The sequence below is a fragment of the Solwaraspora sp. WMMA2080 genome (assembly GCF_027497395.1).
Classification (GTDB): domain Bacteria; phylum Actinomycetota; class Actinomycetes; order Mycobacteriales; family Micromonosporaceae; genus Micromonospora_E.
In genome coordinates this window covers 3315325-3330803 of sequence record NZ_CP114910.1, presented here as the reverse complement: position 1 = coordinate 3330803, position 15479 = coordinate 3315325, and the positions used below count along the sequence as shown (strand labels likewise).

Here is a 15479-nt window from a genome sequence, read left to right as displayed (position 1 = left end):
GGTCCCTGGTGAGGGGTCAGTCGCGCCAGTCCGCAGCGGCAGAGATCTTGCCGATAATCGTGCGCCAGCCGAGACTTGCCGTTTGTGCCCCGATTTTCTTCAACTTGCGGCGCGCCATGAAACCGCCGATGCCGCCGTCAACCGTCGACCTTAGCGCCTCGTCAAGATCGTCCAGCCTGGATCCGGTGGAGAGCATGTCCAGCACTGAGGGCATCCGCAGAGCGTACGCGAGGTCCCTCGCGACCTCGCCGGACTGGATCAGCAGCGCCGCGTCCCAGGCGTCGTGGCCGCCTCGCAGGTTCTCCACCACGAGATCGAGTTCGTAGGTGTCCTCCGGGAGCGCCGCGACGTCCGCCGGCTGCAGCCGGTCGACCAGATCCGGCCAGCTGTCCAGCTGCGCGAGGTCGTGCGACGCGCCGGACCGGACGAAACTGACGAGCGCCTCGGGGTCGCGGAACAGCAGCAGCTTGCCCCGGTGGCTGAGGAAGATCGGCACCTCTTCACCGCCGTCGGCCGACTCGGTGACATCGACATCGGCATCCGCATCGGCGACTTCGTCGGCGTCGTCACTCCCACCGGCTGCGTCACCCTTGCCGGCCTTGCCACCCTTGCCCGACTTGCTCGTTGACCCGGCCTGCTGCTCCTTCTCTTCCTCCGCGAGCGCTGCGGCGAACTCCTCGTCCAGGATGACCACGGACTCGTCGTCCTCGTCCTCCTCGGCGGCTGCCCGCTGCCGAGCGGCGAACAGATCATCCTCCTCGCGCTCGGAGATGTCGGTCGGGGTCAACGCGGCGGACGGCCGGTAGGCGCGCAGCGTGTAGCCGACGCCAGCCGGCAACGCGATCTCGACCGGGTCGATCCGTACGTCCTGCCAGAGCGACCGGTCGGCGGCGAGCGCCGTGTCGTCGGGGTCGGATACGGTGTCGGCCGCTGCTTCGACGTCGGCCGTCGCGGCGTCCACCGCGTCGTCAGGACCCTCGGATCCGGCCGTGCGCCGGTCGGCATCGGGCTGGTTCGGCAACTTGGCCACGCTGACCTCCGTGTGTTCTCCGGTGACGGCGCCCAGACCCGGACTGTCGGGTGGGTGACTCTGCGCACACCCTAGTGGGCTGCCCGCCGTGTGGCATGCCCGGACCCCGTCCCGCCTCAGTTGGCTGCCGCCAGGTAACCCTGTTCGGCGGCCCGCTGCATGATCCACTGTTCCTGGTACCAGCCGGGCCGTCCGGTCAGCTCGGCGTGGTCGCCCCGTTGGACGATCCGGCCAGCGTCCAACACCAGGATCTCATCCATCGATTCGAGCCCGGTCAGCCGGTGGGTCACCAGCACCACGCTGCGGCCGTCGGCGGCGGCCAGCGCCGACGCCAGCACCGTGTCCGCCGTCGGCGGGTCGAGCCCTTCGGTGGGTTCGTCGAGGACCAGCACCGATGGGCCGACCAGCAGCGCCCGGGCGAGGGCGAGCCGCTGCCGCTGTCCACCGGAGATCCGGCTGCCGGCCGCCCCTACCAGGGTCTGCCAGCCGTCCGGCTGCTCGCGTACCCAGTCGAACAGGCCGGCCGCAGCCGCCGCAGCGGCGAGCTCGTCGTCGGTCGCCGTGGGCCGGCCCAGCAGCAGGTTGTCGCGAACTGTGGCGTTGAACACGTACGCCTCGGCGAGCAGCCCGCCGACCAGCCGGTGCCGCCCTCCGGCCGGCACGTCGGCCAGGTCCACGTCGTCGACCGTCACCCGGCCGCCGTCCGGTGGCACCGCCCCGGTGAGCACGCCAAGCAGGGTGCTCTTGCCGGCGCCGCTCGGACCGACCACGGCGATCCGGCGATCGGGCGGCAGCGACAGATCGACCCGGTCCAACGCCGGTGACGCGCCGGCCCGGTATCGCACCGTGACGCCGTCGAGCACCAGCGTCGGCCGGCGGCCGTCGGCCGCCGCAGCGCCGACCGGGTCGGCCGCGGCCGGTCCCGTCGTACGCGGCTCGGCGTCGGTCTGTCCGGCGTCGGCCTGGCCCGCTTCGGTCAGCAGGTCGGCGACCCGGCGCAGCCCGCCGCGCAGCTGTGCCCACTGCCGGGCGGCGGCGACCAGCGCCAGACTCATCTCGACGGCGGCCAGGGCACCGACCGCGAGGACGCCGACCAGTACCCCGCCGACGTCGTCGCGCAACGCGGTCACCGTCACCGCCGCCACGGTCAGCCCGGCGACGAGCACGCCGACGCCGTCGACCGCCCAGCCGGTCGCCGCCAGCCGCCGCTCCAGCCGGGCGAGTTCCCGGGCCCGCCGGGTGCTCCGGCGCAGGGCGTCGGCGGTGCCGCCGAACGCCGCCAGGTCGGCCGCCCCGTGGATCAGATCGGCGCCGTCCGCCGCGAACTCGCCGCGCAGCGGCGCCACCCGGTCAGCCGTACGCCAGGTGAGCAGCGCCGCGACCGCCGGCAGACCGCCACCGGCGACCGCCAGCCCGGCCGCCAGTGTGAGCGCCGCCGCCGGGCTGACCGTCGCGGCGCCGGCGACCGCGAGCACCGCGACGGTGGCCGCAGCGGTACCGGGCACCAGCACCCGCAGCAGCAGATCCTGCACGGCCTCGACGTCGGAGACCAACCGGCTGAGGGCGTCGCCGGAGCGGTCCTCGGTGGTCGGCCGTCGCGCGGCCAGCGCGGTGAAGATCCGGAACCGTACGTCGGTGACCACCCGTAACGTGGCGTCGTGACCGGCCAACCGTTCCGTGTAGCGCAGCACGCCCCGGCTGATCGCCAGCGCCCGTACGCCGACGATCGCCACGGTGACCGCGTCCAGCGGCGGCCGACCAGCGGCGGTGATCAGCAACCACACGGCGGTGGCCATCAACGCGAGCGCGGCCGCCTCGGTCGCCGCGGCCAGCAGGCCGGCACCGACCAGCCGGCCGAGGTACGGCCGGGCCAGCGACAGCACGGTCCGCTCCGGCCGCACGCCGGTCACGGGGCGGCCGCCTCGAGGTCGCGTCCGGTGATCCGGCCGGCGTCCAGCCGGACGACCCGCTCGACGCCGTCGAGCAGCGCCGGCCGGTGCGCCACGATCAACGCGGTCCGACCGGTGACCAGCTGCCGTGACCCGGCCAGGACCGCCGCCTCCGAGGCGCCATCCAGCCGGGCGGTCGGCTCGTCGAGCAGGACCACCGGCGCGTCCCGGAGGAAGGCGCGGGCCAACGCGACACGTTGGCGCTGCCCGCTGGACAGCCCGTGGCCCCGTTCGCCGAGCCGGGTGGCCAGCCCGTCGGGCAGCGCCGCCACCACATCGGTGAGCGCGGCGGCGCGTACCGCCGCCGACAGCTCGTCCGGGTCGGCGTCCGGCGCGCCCAGCGCGATGTTGTCGGCGAGCGAGGCGGCGAACAGGTGCGCGTGTTGGGGCACCCAGGCGAGCCGTAGCCGCCACTGCTCGATGTCGAGTTCGGCGAGGTCGACCCCGTCGACGGTGATCCGGCCGGCGGTCGGCGTGACGAAGCCGAGCAGCAGATGCAGCAGGGTGCTCTTGCCGGCTCCGCTGGGACCGATCACGGCGATCCGTTCGCCGGCCCGGATCGTCAGGTCGACGTCCCGCAGCGCTGTGGTCCGGGGGTAGGCCACGGTGACCGACTCGAACCTGATCTCCGCCGGCGGCGACCCGACGACCGCCGGTGTCGCTCGGCCCGCCCACCTGCCCGCGCCGTCGGCGGCGTCGCGGGCCGGATCGCCGTCGGCGTCGCGGGCCGGATCTATGCCGCTGACGTCGCGCGCCGGATCGTCCTCGCCGATCAGCGTGAGCGCCTCGTCGAGCACGGTGAGACCCTCCATGCTGGCGTGGAACCGGCTGCCCGCGGTGCGCAGCGGCAGGTACGCCTCCGGGGTGAGCAGCAGCACCAGCAACGCGGTGGACAGCGCCATTCCACCGGTGAGCAGCCGCAGTCCGATCGGCACCGCGACCAGCGCCACCGCCAAGGTGGCTACCAGCTCCAGAACCAGCCCGGAGAGGAAGGCGATGCGCAGCGTACCCATGGTGGCGACCCGGTGCCGGTCGGCCATCCGGCGTACCACCTCGGCCTGCGCCCGCTGCCGGCCGAAGGCCCGCAGCGTCGCCAACCCCGCCACCATGTCCAGGAAGTGGCCGCCGAGCTGGGCCAACCGCCGCCACTGCCGTTCGGTCGCGGCCTGCGCGTGCCAGCCCAGCAGCGCGCCGAAGACCGGGATCAGCGGCAGGGTGACCGCGACGATCAACGCGGAGCTCCAGTCGGCGAACGCCAGCCGGGCGAGCACCGCCACCGGCACGGTCACGCTCAGCACCAGCTGCGGCAGGTAGCCGGTGAAGTAGCCGTCGAGCGCGTCGACGCCCCGACCGGTCAGGGTGGCGAGCTGGCCGGCGCGCTGACCGGACAACCAGGCGGGGCCACGTCGGTGGATCGCGGCCAGCAGGTCCGCCCGCAACTGCGCCTTGACCACGGCTGCGGCGTCGGCGGCGAGGTAACCCTGCGCCCAGAGCAGCGCGGCGCGGCCGGTGACCGCCAGGACGAAACCGACGAGCGCGGCACGGTCCAGCTCGCCACCGGCGGCCGCGGCCAGCACCAGTGCCAGCGTGGTGGCCTGGGCGATGATCAGGCCGGCGGCGACCACGCCGAGCACGCCGAGCAGGGCGAGCCGTACCCGCACCGCCGGCACCTGGCGTACCAGCCGTGGATCGAACGGCCGGCGGCGACCGGCCCGGTCGGCCGGTGCGGTGACGGTGCTCACCAGCTGAGGTACAGCGACGCGGGCAGCAGGAGCAGCGCGGCGGCGACCACACTCGCGGCCGCCGGCCGCAGCCGGGGTGCCGGACCGGCGAGCAGCAGCCGCTGCACCCGGGCGTCGAGCTCCAGGTCGGCGGCGCCGAGCGCACCGGCCGGGGTGATCCGGCTACCGGCGCTGGCGAACCGACGCAGCGCGGTGGCGAGCGGCTCGTCGGCGTGCTGACGCCGGGCCTTGTCGTCGGCGCGCATCTCGACCAGCAGGGCGACCGCGTCGTGCGCCGCCCGCAGCCAACGCACCCGGGGCAGCGCCCGGCACAGCGCGGTGAACGGCAGCAGTACCAGGTCGTGCCGTTCGTCGGCGTGCGCCCGCTCGTGGCTGAGCACGGCGGCGAGCTCGCCGGGGCCGAGCAGGTCGAGCGTGCCGGCGCTGACCACCACGGTCGGCCGAACCCCGGGCAGGCAGTAGGCGGCCGCCCCCGGGTGGTCGAGCACCAGTGCGCCCGGTGCGGCCGGATCGGCGCGGCCGACCAGTGCGAGCAGGTCCCGGTGCCGGCGCTGGACCCGTACGGCGGCGAGCAGGCTGCGTACGGTGGATCCGAGCAGGACGGTGGCGATCGCGGCGGCGAGGCCGACCAGCGCCAGCCGGACCGGCCCCAGCCCGGCCGGGAAGCCGCCCGCCGGCCAGCCGTGTCCGGTGGCCAGGCTGGTCACCCCGGCGGCGAGGTCGCCGACGAACAGGCCGGTGGCGCGGCCCGGCCCGGTGCCGTACGGGGCGAGCCCGACCGCCAGCGGAACGCCGATCGCGGCCAGCCCGACCGCCAGACCGAGCGCCTGCCAGCAGAGGATCGCCACCCGAGGGCTGCGCCAGGTCCAGCCGGGGCCGAACCAGACCGAGCGGGTCAACGCCTGGGCGGTCAGATAGCAGGCGAGGATCACCGCGGCGAAGTGCGCGCCGTAGGCCATGGCAGCGTCAACTCCGCCGGTCCGCCGCCTGCGCCTGGTCGGTGAGCGCGGCCCGGAGCACTTCGGCTTCGGTGCCGGTGACCGATCTGGCGAATCGGACCAGGGCCGCGTCCCGGCTGCCGGCCAGGTCCAGCGCGTCGAGCATCAACTGGGCGATGTACGCCTCACGGCTGGCCGCCGGCTGGTAGTGCCACGCCCGGCCGGCGCGCTCCCGACTGACCATGCCCTTGCCGGCGAGCCGGTCCAGCACCGTCATCACCGTCGTGTACGCCAGGTCGCGGTCCTGCAGGGTTTCGGCGACGTCGCGGACGGTGACCGGACCGGCTGCCGGGTCGCGGTCCCACAGCACGTCCATCACCGCGCGTTCGAGGTCACCCAGTCGCGTCACCTCGCGATCCTATCGCCCGTAGTAGACGTGCGGACCGCGATACCTGGCTGCCTCGGCTCGCCGGCCTTTCCGGTCGGTACCGGTTGGTATCGGCGTCGGAGCACCCGACGGGTGAGTTCTAGGCCGGTTTGCGCCAGTACCGGCACGTCCAGTCGACCTGGTGGAGCTCGTCGTCGATGCCATGAGCGCGCCGGAAGTCGTCGACCGCCTGACGACAGCCGCGTACGGCGTGATAGTCATCGACGATGACGTAGCCGCCGGCGGAGAGCTTCGGATACAGCGAGTCGAGCGCCACCATCGTCGAGTCGTACAGGTCTCCGTCGAGTCGCATGACAGCGACCCGGTCGACGTCGGCCGTCGGCAACGTCTCCTCGAACCATCCCGGCAGGAACCGGACCTGGTCGTCAAGCAGGCCGTACCGGCGGAAATTCGCCTGGACCCGGTCCAGCGGCACTGCGAGGAACGGCTCTTTCCAGAGGGCGTCCTCTACATCCTCGAGTCGATCGGGATCCGGTCGGGGCAGCCCTCGAAATGAGTCGGCTACCCAGACCACGCGATCGGTTTCCCCGTACGCCTTGAGTAGCGCGCGCATGAAGATGCAGGCGCCACCGCGCCACACCCCGGTCTCGATCAGGTCTCCAGGAACCTGGTTCCTGATCACCTCAGTCACACATCGTTCAAGGTTGTCGAGTCGCCGTAGGCCGATCATCGTCTCGGCTTCGGGGGGCCAGTCGCGGCCGTTCGCGCGTTCGTCCGCGTCGAACGGGAATCGCACCACGATGTCCATGTCTCGCCGGTTGAGTAGCCGCTGACCCTGACGGAGCAGGGTGCTGCGCAATGAATTGCGGCGCGGGTGGTAACGGATCCATGATTCGCCGAAGGCGTACCTTGTCAGGGCGCGCTTCATGAGGTCCAGGTACAAGGCGCGTGGGTCGCCGGCGGCGGTGACGGTGGGTTCCGGGTCTAGGGCCGGAATGACGCTCATCTGAACTCCTTCTGAGAAGTGGTTTCATCAATCAAGATTGGCCGTACGGATGCCGGTGGCCACCATCTGCTGAAACACGTTACTACTGACCGGCATCGAATGGCCGCTATTCGGCGCGAATCGCTGATTGTGTAGCGCCGGTCAGTGCTGCGGACTGCGTCGCTCGAGGAGCCGTTGCCGTCGGCGTGGCGGCAGCGGCCGGAGTCTCGGCGCCAGCCGGCGGATCCGGCCGCCGGTGCCGGCCGCCGTCGGAGCCCGGGGCCGCGATTCGGTCGGGGCGACCGGACAACCGGTGGGACAGCATGGCCGCGCCGTCAACGACGACGACACCGACGAACGGCACACCAAGATGCCGCATCAGCATCGAGGCCTGCCTGGCGTCGGCCGCGTCGGTGTCACCTCGCCGGACCACCAGCACGACGGCGTCGACCCTTCTGGCGAGCGTGGCCGCCGTGGTTCCGGTCAGGACCGGCGGCGCGTGCACCACCAGGTCGTCGTCCTTGCGACCGATGGTCTCGTCGAGCTGCCCGCCGGTCGACCACTGGCCCGCCAGGTCCGCACCGACGACGGTGGGAACAGGCCCGGTCGCCGGCTGGCGGCCGAAGGTGCGTTCCATGAAGCTCAGGAGGATGCGGTCGGCAACCGGCTGCGGGTCACCTTGGTCGGCGGTCTGAGCTTCGACGAGAGTCACGTCGTCGCGGCCGCCGGCGATCCGAAGGGCCAGCAGGGCGGCCACCATGGCCTTCCCGTCGTCGTGTCGGGCGCTGGTGACCAAGATCCGCCGGCCCGGCAGCGAATCGACGAAGACGCTGAGGCCTGCGACCAGGGCGTCCGCTGCCACGGTAGCCGCACCGTGTCGCAGCATCCGGACATGTCGCGGCACGAAGCGTCGCGGCAGTTGCGGGAAGACCGCCAGCACCGGTAGACCCAGCTGGGCGTCCACGGCCTGAACATCGCGCAGCCGGTTGTCGAATCGATTGCGGGCGGTCGCCAGGCCGAGGCCGACGAGCAGGCCAGCTATCGCACCCAGCGCGCTGTTCAGCGTGGGTTTCGGTAGGACCGGCCGGGCCGGCGCAGTGGCCCGGTCCAGTACCCGCGCATCGACCTGAATCTGCTCCGCGAGCGCGAAGTCAGCGAGCCGCCCGATCACCGCCGCCGCGGCTTCGTTTGCGATCCCGGCCGCCCGGTCGGCCGACCGGGCGGCCGCCGCCACGGTGACAATCTGCATGCCGGGCTCGAACTGTCCGGTCACCTGCCCGACGACCTCGTCCGCCGGCAACCGCAAACTGTCGGCGGCCCTGGTCGCGACCTCGCGCGTCTCGGCCATCCGGGCGATCGTCGGCGCCAGGCTCTGCGCGAGAGTGATCGACGCTGTCTCCTGGCCGGCAACCTCCCCGTCGGCCTTCGCGCTGATCAGCAGCGAAGCCGACGCCTGATAGGTGGGCGGGGTCCACTGGGTGACCAACTGCGCGGCGAGCAGCCCGAGGCACAGTCCGAAGGCCGGAAGCCCGGCGAGCCGGGCGACGGCACGGACTGTCGACCGGCCACGGGACCATCGGGTCATGGGTTCGCCTCCAACTGCTGCGCTGCGGTGGTACGCGGCGTACGTTGCGGTTCCCTGCGGTGTCGGGGCAGGCTCGTCGCCGAGCGCCGGTCCCCGGCGTCGCGAAGCCCGTTCCACACATCGCACATCGCGTCGGCGATGCTCTCCCAGCTGAACAGCCGGTTGACTCGGGCCAGTCCGTTGGCGGACAGCCTGGCTGCGAGCTCCGGATCGTCCCGGAGTCGGGAGAGACAATTGGCAAGACCGACCCAGTCGCCAGCGGTGAAGGTCAGGCCGGCATCGCCGATCACGTGTGGTATCTCGCCGACGTCGCTGCCGACCACCGGTGTGCCACAGGCCATCGCCTCGACAAGTACCCGGCCGAACTGTTCGCGTAGCGGTATGCCCACCCACGGCAGGACGTTGCGCTGCACGACCTCGATGGAGGGCAGCGCCAGGGCATCCATCCGATTGAGGTGGCCGGGCAGGTCATGGTGATCTGCCCAGGAATGCAGCACGATTCGCCCTGGTCGGTTCTCGATCGCCTGCTCGACCAGGTGCCGGAGGGCTCCTGCGCCGATGAACGCCACGTCACAGTCGACCGACTCGGCCGCGCGCAGCAGATCGGCGATACCCTTGTGGTGTTCGAGCCGACCGACGAAACCAACGGTGAAGCGGCGGTTCACGTCCCCGGCCGGTTCTGGCCGAAACAGTTCCGGGTCGACGCCCAGCGGCACGACCGAAGCGCTGCCGGAGTATCCCTTGACTCGAAGGACGTAGAGCGCCGCCGGGGTGATCGGGAACATGTGATCGACCTGACGGTAGGAGTAGCGCTCGATGGTGGGAAAGGGTGCCGGGAACCTGATAACGATGTTCTGCGCGGCGTAGAGCGAGACCGGTACACCCGGCCAGCGTCGCCGGCAGGAACGGATCACTTGCCAGGTCGACAGGTAGGCGGCCTCACCGATGATGTGCACGACATCCGGAGGATGCTCCACAAATCGGCTAACGTCAGTCCGGAAGAGGACCGATGCCATGTGCCCGGTCCGGCCTTCCCCTAACAGGTGGGGAACGACGTGGTACCGGAACCTGGGGGATCTGCGGGACACCAGGTCGAGTTCGGTCCGGGTCAGCTTGGAAACATCGGCCGCGACAACCGTGACCGTGACGTCAGGGCGATTCGCCAGGGCGGCGAATAATTCGATCCAGTGTTCCGTCCGTGCGCCGACGACGGTGACCATCACGTGCACTTTTTCCTCCACGAAGTCTCCGGCCGGCTGGACAACGCGATCCGTGAAATCTCTGACCAGGCTCGAGCGCGGGCCGCTCCGGTTCGAGGTTGGATGGGCAACCGCATCCCGGCGATACCAATACCGAGCATCGCGCGCAGCAGCACCACGGCACGGAGAGCCGCGAGCGTCGCAGGTCGGTGGAGCGCGAAGAAGCGCAGCATGCTCCGGTACAGGTGCGGCCAGGTGCGGGCGGGGTCGGCACTGCTGCTGCCGCCGCCCACATGCATCGCCTCTGCGGACGGCAGGTACAGGACTGCGACGTCGTTGCGCCATGCCTGGAGGCACAGCTCCTCGTCCTCGTAGTAGAGGAAGTAACCCTCGTCGAGGCCGCCGACTCGCCGCAGCAAGTGGACGCGCACGGCCATGCACGCGCCGGAGATCCAGTCGACGGAGACCGGGCCGCCCGTGCCCCAGCACGCGTCGTACGCCGCCCGGCGGGTTCGCCCGGACACGAACCGGCGTAGCTGCACCGGTAGCAGATTGCCGCCGAACCGGGACGCAACGACCGTGGCCAACGATTCGAACGGGTGCGCACTAATGGCTATCTGTCCGTCCGGGCGGCGAATGCGCGGCCCTACGATTCCGGCCCGAGGGTGGTCACGCAAGGCAGTGAGGAGGGCGTCCACCGTAGCGGAAGGGCAGATGCAGTCCGGGTTCACCAGCAGTACGACATCGGTCCGGACGGTCGTGACCGCCTGATTGACGGCAGTCGCGAACCCGACGTTGACGATGTTCGCCTGCAGTGTCACCTCGGGAAACTCTGATCGTACGATCGCTACTGTGGAGTCGCTGGATGAATTGTCCACCACGATGACCGGCAGTCGGCTTCTCGCCAGTTCCGTCAGGGTGGCGCGAATATGATCTTGCGAGTTGTGCGTCACGATCACCGCGGTCGCGTTTGACTCGGTCATGTCCTCACCTCCTCGGGGACGGTCGGCTGGGGTGAATCGGCGGAGCCCGTGGTCATTGTCAGAGCTGGCAACAGGCCGAGTTCCCAGTGGCCCGCCGTCGGTCCGGCGAATGCTGCTCCGACAAGAAACCCACAGGTGAGCGCGGCGAACCCGAACGCTATGCCGTTACCGTACAGAAATCCGTTCCGTATTGTGCGGTAAAGTGGCCATAGCACGACGATGAGGCCGAGGATTCCGATGTTCGCCAGGACGGTCACGTAGAAGGCGTGGTAGACCGGGCCGACATCATCTCGAGCGAAGTCTGGTAGGTAGATGTTTCGCACCGACTGCCCCAGCCCACCACCGGTGAAAGGGCGCTCCGCGAAGACGTTCATCCCGACAGCGGACTCGGGGCCCCGGTAGCCCGACGACTCCTGCAGTTCAAGGGCCACCACGTCGACGTGGTTGGCAAGGTTCGACCCCAGGGCCAGGAACGCGACACCTGCGACGGCGACGGCGACCGTCGCCGCCATGCCACGACGTAGGGTGCGTCCGCCCCAGACCAGCATCACCGCGAGAGCGACTGCTGCGGCCAACCACAGCGCCCGGTACATCGACATGGCGACATCGGCGAGGAGTAACCCGGCGAGCAAGGCGAAGCCGGCCCGGCTCCAACCTTCGGCGAGCCCGGCCAGGACGATCAGCGGTGGTACGGCGAGTAGCGCGATCAGGCCACCGGTCTGGTTCGCTGTGGCCAGCGCAGTCAGTGTGAGTGCCACGGTCGGCACCAGGTACAGAATGGCGGCTGCGCGCAGCCGTCTCAGGTCGCCCAGCGTCTGGGCCGCGATCCAGAAGTAGACCGGAATGACCGCGATCTGGTAGGCACCGACCAGGACGTCCCGGGGTGGGTTGCCGAGCGAGAGGCCGTACACCGCCGCCAGCAGCACCAACAGCGTGAGACCCAGCATCGGCAGGTCCGCAGTCGTACGCCGGATCTTCTCCACTCGGATCAGCACCCGGATCAGTAGTGCGAGCCCTCCGGCACCGAGTGCGGCCGCGTGCATCGCGACGATCGTGGCGACGTCGCCGCCACCGACGGTTGCGCCGGCGATCGTGCCGCCGATGATGGCGACTGGGAGCACCGCCCACGGCCAGAGTACGAACGCCGCACAGCAGACAGCCGAAGCTGCCAGGACGGTACCGAGGAGGCCAGGCGAGACGGCCAGTGCTCCGACGACGGTCGCGGCGAACACCATCGGCAGCGGCGCGGTCCACAAGCTGTACGCCGGTCTCATCGTGGCGGCCCGGCCAGATCTGTGAGCAGGGCACGCAACTGGGCACCCCGTACCGCCCAGCTGTTGTCGACCGCGACGGACCGGCGTAGTGACACCTCGGCCGGACCGTTCGCCGTCTGCAACGCCTCTTCGACCGCAGCGCCGAACTGCTGCGGCCCCGCCGCCAGCCGGATCGGAGCGCCGATGCCACGCAGCGCTGGTAGCGGTGTGGCGACGACGGGTTTGCCTGTCGCGAGATACTCGTAGCACTTCTTGGGATGCACGTAGTCGATCAGCCCGCCGACCCGGTAGGGGATGATCGTCACGTCACAGCCGCGCAGGATCGCGGGGACGTCCGTGAAGGGAACCGGACCGGTGAGGACGATGTTGGGCAGCCTCGCGAGCGGAGTCCGGCCGCTCCGGGTCGTCGGACCGGCGAGTACGAAGGTCCACTCTGGGTGCTCCGTTGCCAGCTGTGCCACCAGGTCGGCGTCGAACGCCCGAGTGTCGACCGCACCGACGTAGCCCAGCACCGGACGGGGCAGCCGGGCCAGCCACGAGGAGACCGGCCCGGCTGGATGGAACCTGTCCGGGTCACAGCCGTTCGGCAGTACCACCACCGACCGCTGCCCGGTGGGTAGCCGCGTGGGCAGCGCCGACGACGAGGCCAACACCACATCGGCGGCGGCCAGCGCACTGCGCAGTGCCCGCCGTAGGTGCCATCGGTTCCACCGCCGGGTGAACGTCCAGTCCAGATCCGTCGCGTCGTAGACGACAGCTAGCTCTCCCAAGCGCCCGGCGACCGTCGCGGCCAGGTCCTCGTCGATCCACAGCAACCGGTGACCCGGCCGGTCGTCCAACCATCGACGGATGAGTGACGCGCCGCATCGGCGGTTGACCAGGTTGGCCGGGGGCAGCTGTCGGCCGAGGGGTAGAAGGACGGGCACCTCGGCGCGCCACAGGTTGTGCTCGACCGGGGTGACCGACATCCGCCAACTCGGTAGCTGGCCAGGGGGATCCACGTAGAGCACCCGCCGGTCTACCGCGATCTGACGGGCCAACGCGTGCTGGCGGTGGGCTCCGCCGCGCCATGGCGTAGCGCTGAACATCACCACCCACCCGCTGCCGACGTCGGTGGGGCGTCGTGACACATCGGTGTCGCCGGTACGGTGCCGCCGCGGTTGTGGCGTAGCGGTGGACCGGGATGGCCGGGACGACGAGCGGACCGGGTGACCAGGCCTAGACATGAGCTGGTTCCGCCACCGCCGGAAGGGACGACGACGAGACACTGTGTACTTCATCCTCGCCGAGGTATCCGATCACCGCGGTCGCGCGATCGTCGGTCAGGTACAGCACCCGGGCGCCGGCCTGCCGGTCCAGCCAGCGGCGTAGCCGGCCGGCGCCGACACGCAGATTGATTCGATCGATCCAACGGACGTACTTGCCGAACGGCAGCGCCGACGGAAGGTCTGCGGACCAGACGGACTGGTCCTGCGTCTGAACCGTCAACCGCCAGCGTGCCCGTGCGGCGGGCTCCGCGTGCAGCAGCAAGACCCGCTTGTCCCCCAACCGGCTCGCCTCCGTCACCAGGGCTGCGGTCGCCGTGCCTGACGGAGGGGAGCCGGCAGCTGCCCCGGACCGCCCCGAGTCGACGATCACCCACCAGTCCCGGATGTCACCATCAGGCAGCGGGCCGACGTCGCCGCCTAGCGCCGCTCGTAGATCGCTAAGCCCCAGCGGCACGGGCCGGCCAAAGAGCCGTTTCACACCGTGATCGACGAGCGCCACCGCGCGGAAGATGGCCAGCTTGTATCGCGGTTCGGTCAGGGACAGGTAGCCGACCAGGCTGCCGAGTAGATGGCGCTGCCGGATGGTCGGTCCGAGCCGACGGCACGAGGCGCCTCTACTGTGTGTCACCACCGCGTGTGGGATCATCCACAACTGGCGGCCGGCGTCGCGCAACGTTCGGGCGAGCACGGCGTCGTTCCAGTAGATCGGAAACCGTTCGTCGAAGATGTGATCCGTCGGCAGCACCTGCCTCCTCAGCAGCATGCAGCTGCCGGAGGCCAGCAACCGGGGTCGGCTGAAGTCCTCTCCGCGCATCTGAAATCTGTGCAGTGCCTGCCGGAAGACCGGGAGCTTGCGTAGCGCGGTGACCAGAGCGATCGTGGCAGTGAAAGTCGGCAGATTGACATAGTGCTGCTGGAAGGTCCCGTCCGGGTTCAGGTACAGCGGACTGACCCCGGCAGCCTCGGGATGCTGTCGCAGATGCTCGATCATTGTGCTCAACGCGCCCGGGTGAAACCGGACATCGCTGTTGAGCAGCAGGATAAGCGCGCCTCGGGCCTGCCAGTAGGCCTGGTTGACGGCGGCGGCGAACCCGACGTTGTGCTCGTTGCGCAGCAGCCGTACCTGGGGATGGTTGTCCAGTAGCTCGGCCGACCCGTCACACGAGCCGTTGTCGACGGCGACGATCTCGAAACGTAGGTCCCCGTGGATCCCGGTGGGCAGCGACTCGAGGCATGCCCGCGTCTCATCCCGGGTGTTCCAGCTGACCAGCAGGATCGACAGGTCCACGCTGCTCATCGGTCCTCCCTGCGCGCGAAGACCCGCAGCAGGTCGCCGAGGGTCGGGTGACTGACTTGCAGCGATCGACAGGCCGCGAAGTCGGCGACCACCAGGTTGCGGGCCTGCCGCAGGCGAGCCGGAGCCCGCCAGTAGAAGCGGGAGAAGACCGTGTCCTGACCGACCACCCGGAAGCCGGACTCGGCCAGCAGCCGGGCGAGCGAGTGCGGCGTGAAGTGCCAACGGTGGTAGTCGGGGGCGATCGCCGGCCATGCGCTACCGAGCCTGCGCGCGGCCGCCGAAGCGATGTTGGGCACCTCCAACGCCAGCCAGCCGTCCGGTCGCAGCGCAGCCCGGGCCGCCGCCAGGAACCGTCGCGGATCGGTCACGTGTTCGAGTACGTGAAAGGCGCAGACCGCATCGACCGGGGCGCCTGGCCCATGATCCTCGAACCGGTCCGTGCGTACCGGCACACCCAGTTGCTCCCGGGCGAAGCTGGCGGCGGCGTCCGACACCTCGACGCCACGGGCGTCGATGCCGGCGTCGCGGGCGGCCCGCAGGAAGTAGCCACCAGCGGACCCCGCCTCCAGCAGGGTCGCTGGGCGAACCCGTGACCGCAGCCAGCGTAGTCGCCGGGCGGACTCGTAACGTCGTTGTCCGGCGGACGTGAAGTAGTCCTGGTATCCGTCGGTCTCGTAGTAGGCGCGGTCGTACAACTGCTCGGGTGGCGGCAGGTCGCTGGCCGTCCAGACGAACTGGCAGGTGTCGCAGCGCCGGAGCAGCCCGTCCGTGACGGGTCGACCGCCCGAGCCGTCGCCGCAAAGCAGGCAGCCGGTGGCGACCTTCTCCGCAGATCTCATCG

General features: G+C 70.6%; 12 protein-coding genes and 1 pseudogene. All 13 read right to left on the bottom strand.

All coding sequences use genetic code 11. From position 1 onward, the window contains the following. Positions 1-16 precede the first annotated feature (16 nt). Positions 17-1066, bottom strand: coding sequence for a DNA primase (locus O7543_RS15100; RefSeq protein ID WP_281555431.1), 1050 nt, complete (start codon positions 1064-1066; stop codon positions 17-19). Positions 1067-1146: 80 nt separating this feature from the next. Beyond that, positions 1147-2913 (bottom strand): annotated as a pseudogene (gene cydC, locus O7543_RS15095) (thiol reductant ABC exporter subunit CydC); the annotation flags it as partial. Between the two features lie 23 nt (positions 2914-2936). After that, positions 2937-4721 carry a thiol reductant ABC exporter subunit CydD gene (gene cydD / locus O7543_RS15090; RefSeq protein WP_281553229.1) on the bottom strand — a complete coding sequence of 595 codons (1785 nt, stop codon included), beginning with the start codon at positions 4719-4721 and terminating at the stop codon, positions 2937-2939. Beyond that, positions 4718-5680 carry a M56 family metallopeptidase gene (locus tag O7543_RS15085; RefSeq protein WP_281553230.1) on the bottom strand — a complete coding sequence of 321 codons (963 nt, stop codon included), beginning with the start codon at positions 5678-5680 and terminating at the stop codon, positions 4718-4720. Before O7543_RS15085 ends, cydD begins: the two co-directional genes overlap by 4 nt. A 7-nt stretch (positions 5681-5687) precedes the next feature. Further along, positions 5688-6068, bottom strand: a complete 381-nt coding sequence (locus tag O7543_RS15080) for a BlaI/MecI/CopY family transcriptional regulator (RefSeq protein ID WP_281553231.1) — start codon at positions 6066-6068, stop codon at positions 5688-5690. A gap of 118 nt (positions 6069-6186) precedes the next feature. Next, positions 6187-7053, bottom strand: a complete 867-nt coding sequence (locus O7543_RS15075; RefSeq protein ID WP_281553232.1) for a TylF/MycF family methyltransferase — start codon at positions 7051-7053, stop codon at positions 6187-6189. Between the two features lie 106 nt (positions 7054-7159). Further along, positions 7160-8617, bottom strand: a complete 1458-nt coding sequence (locus tag O7543_RS15070; RefSeq protein WP_281553233.1) for a hypothetical protein — start codon at positions 8615-8617, stop codon at positions 7160-7162. Continuing rightward, a complete protein-coding gene (locus O7543_RS15065) occupies positions 8614-9858 on the bottom strand; it encodes a glycosyltransferase family 4 protein (RefSeq protein WP_281567113.1) in 1245 nt (414 codons plus the stop codon). The genes O7543_RS15070 and O7543_RS15065 overlap by 4 nt, the downstream gene beginning before the upstream one ends. Next, positions 9837-10799 carry a glycosyltransferase family 2 protein gene (locus O7543_RS15060; RefSeq protein ID WP_281567112.1) on the bottom strand — a complete coding sequence of 321 codons (963 nt, stop codon included), beginning with the start codon at positions 10797-10799 and terminating at the stop codon, positions 9837-9839. Before O7543_RS15060 ends, O7543_RS15065 begins: the two co-directional genes overlap by 22 nt. Beyond that, positions 10796-12073, bottom strand: coding sequence for an O-antigen ligase family protein (locus O7543_RS15055; RefSeq protein ID WP_281553236.1), 1278 nt, complete (start codon positions 12071-12073; stop codon positions 10796-10798). Before O7543_RS15055 ends, O7543_RS15060 begins: the two co-directional genes overlap by 4 nt. Continuing rightward, entirely contained in the window at positions 12070-13203 is a 1134-nt protein-coding gene (locus O7543_RS15050) for a glycosyltransferase (RefSeq protein WP_281553237.1), read from the bottom strand. The genes O7543_RS15055 and O7543_RS15050 overlap by 4 nt, the downstream gene beginning before the upstream one ends. A gap of 88 nt (positions 13204-13291) precedes the next feature. Then, complete coding sequence (locus O7543_RS15045) at positions 13292-14638, bottom strand: glycosyltransferase family 2 protein (RefSeq protein WP_281567111.1); 1347 nt, start codon at positions 14636-14638, stop codon at positions 13292-13294. Continuing rightward, positions 14635-15477 (bottom strand): class I SAM-dependent methyltransferase, encoded by an 843-nt coding sequence (locus O7543_RS15040; protein WP_281553239.1) that lies wholly within the window; start codon positions 15475-15477, stop codon positions 14635-14637. The genes O7543_RS15045 and O7543_RS15040 overlap by 4 nt, the downstream gene beginning before the upstream one ends. Positions 15478-15479: the final 2 nt, after the last annotated feature.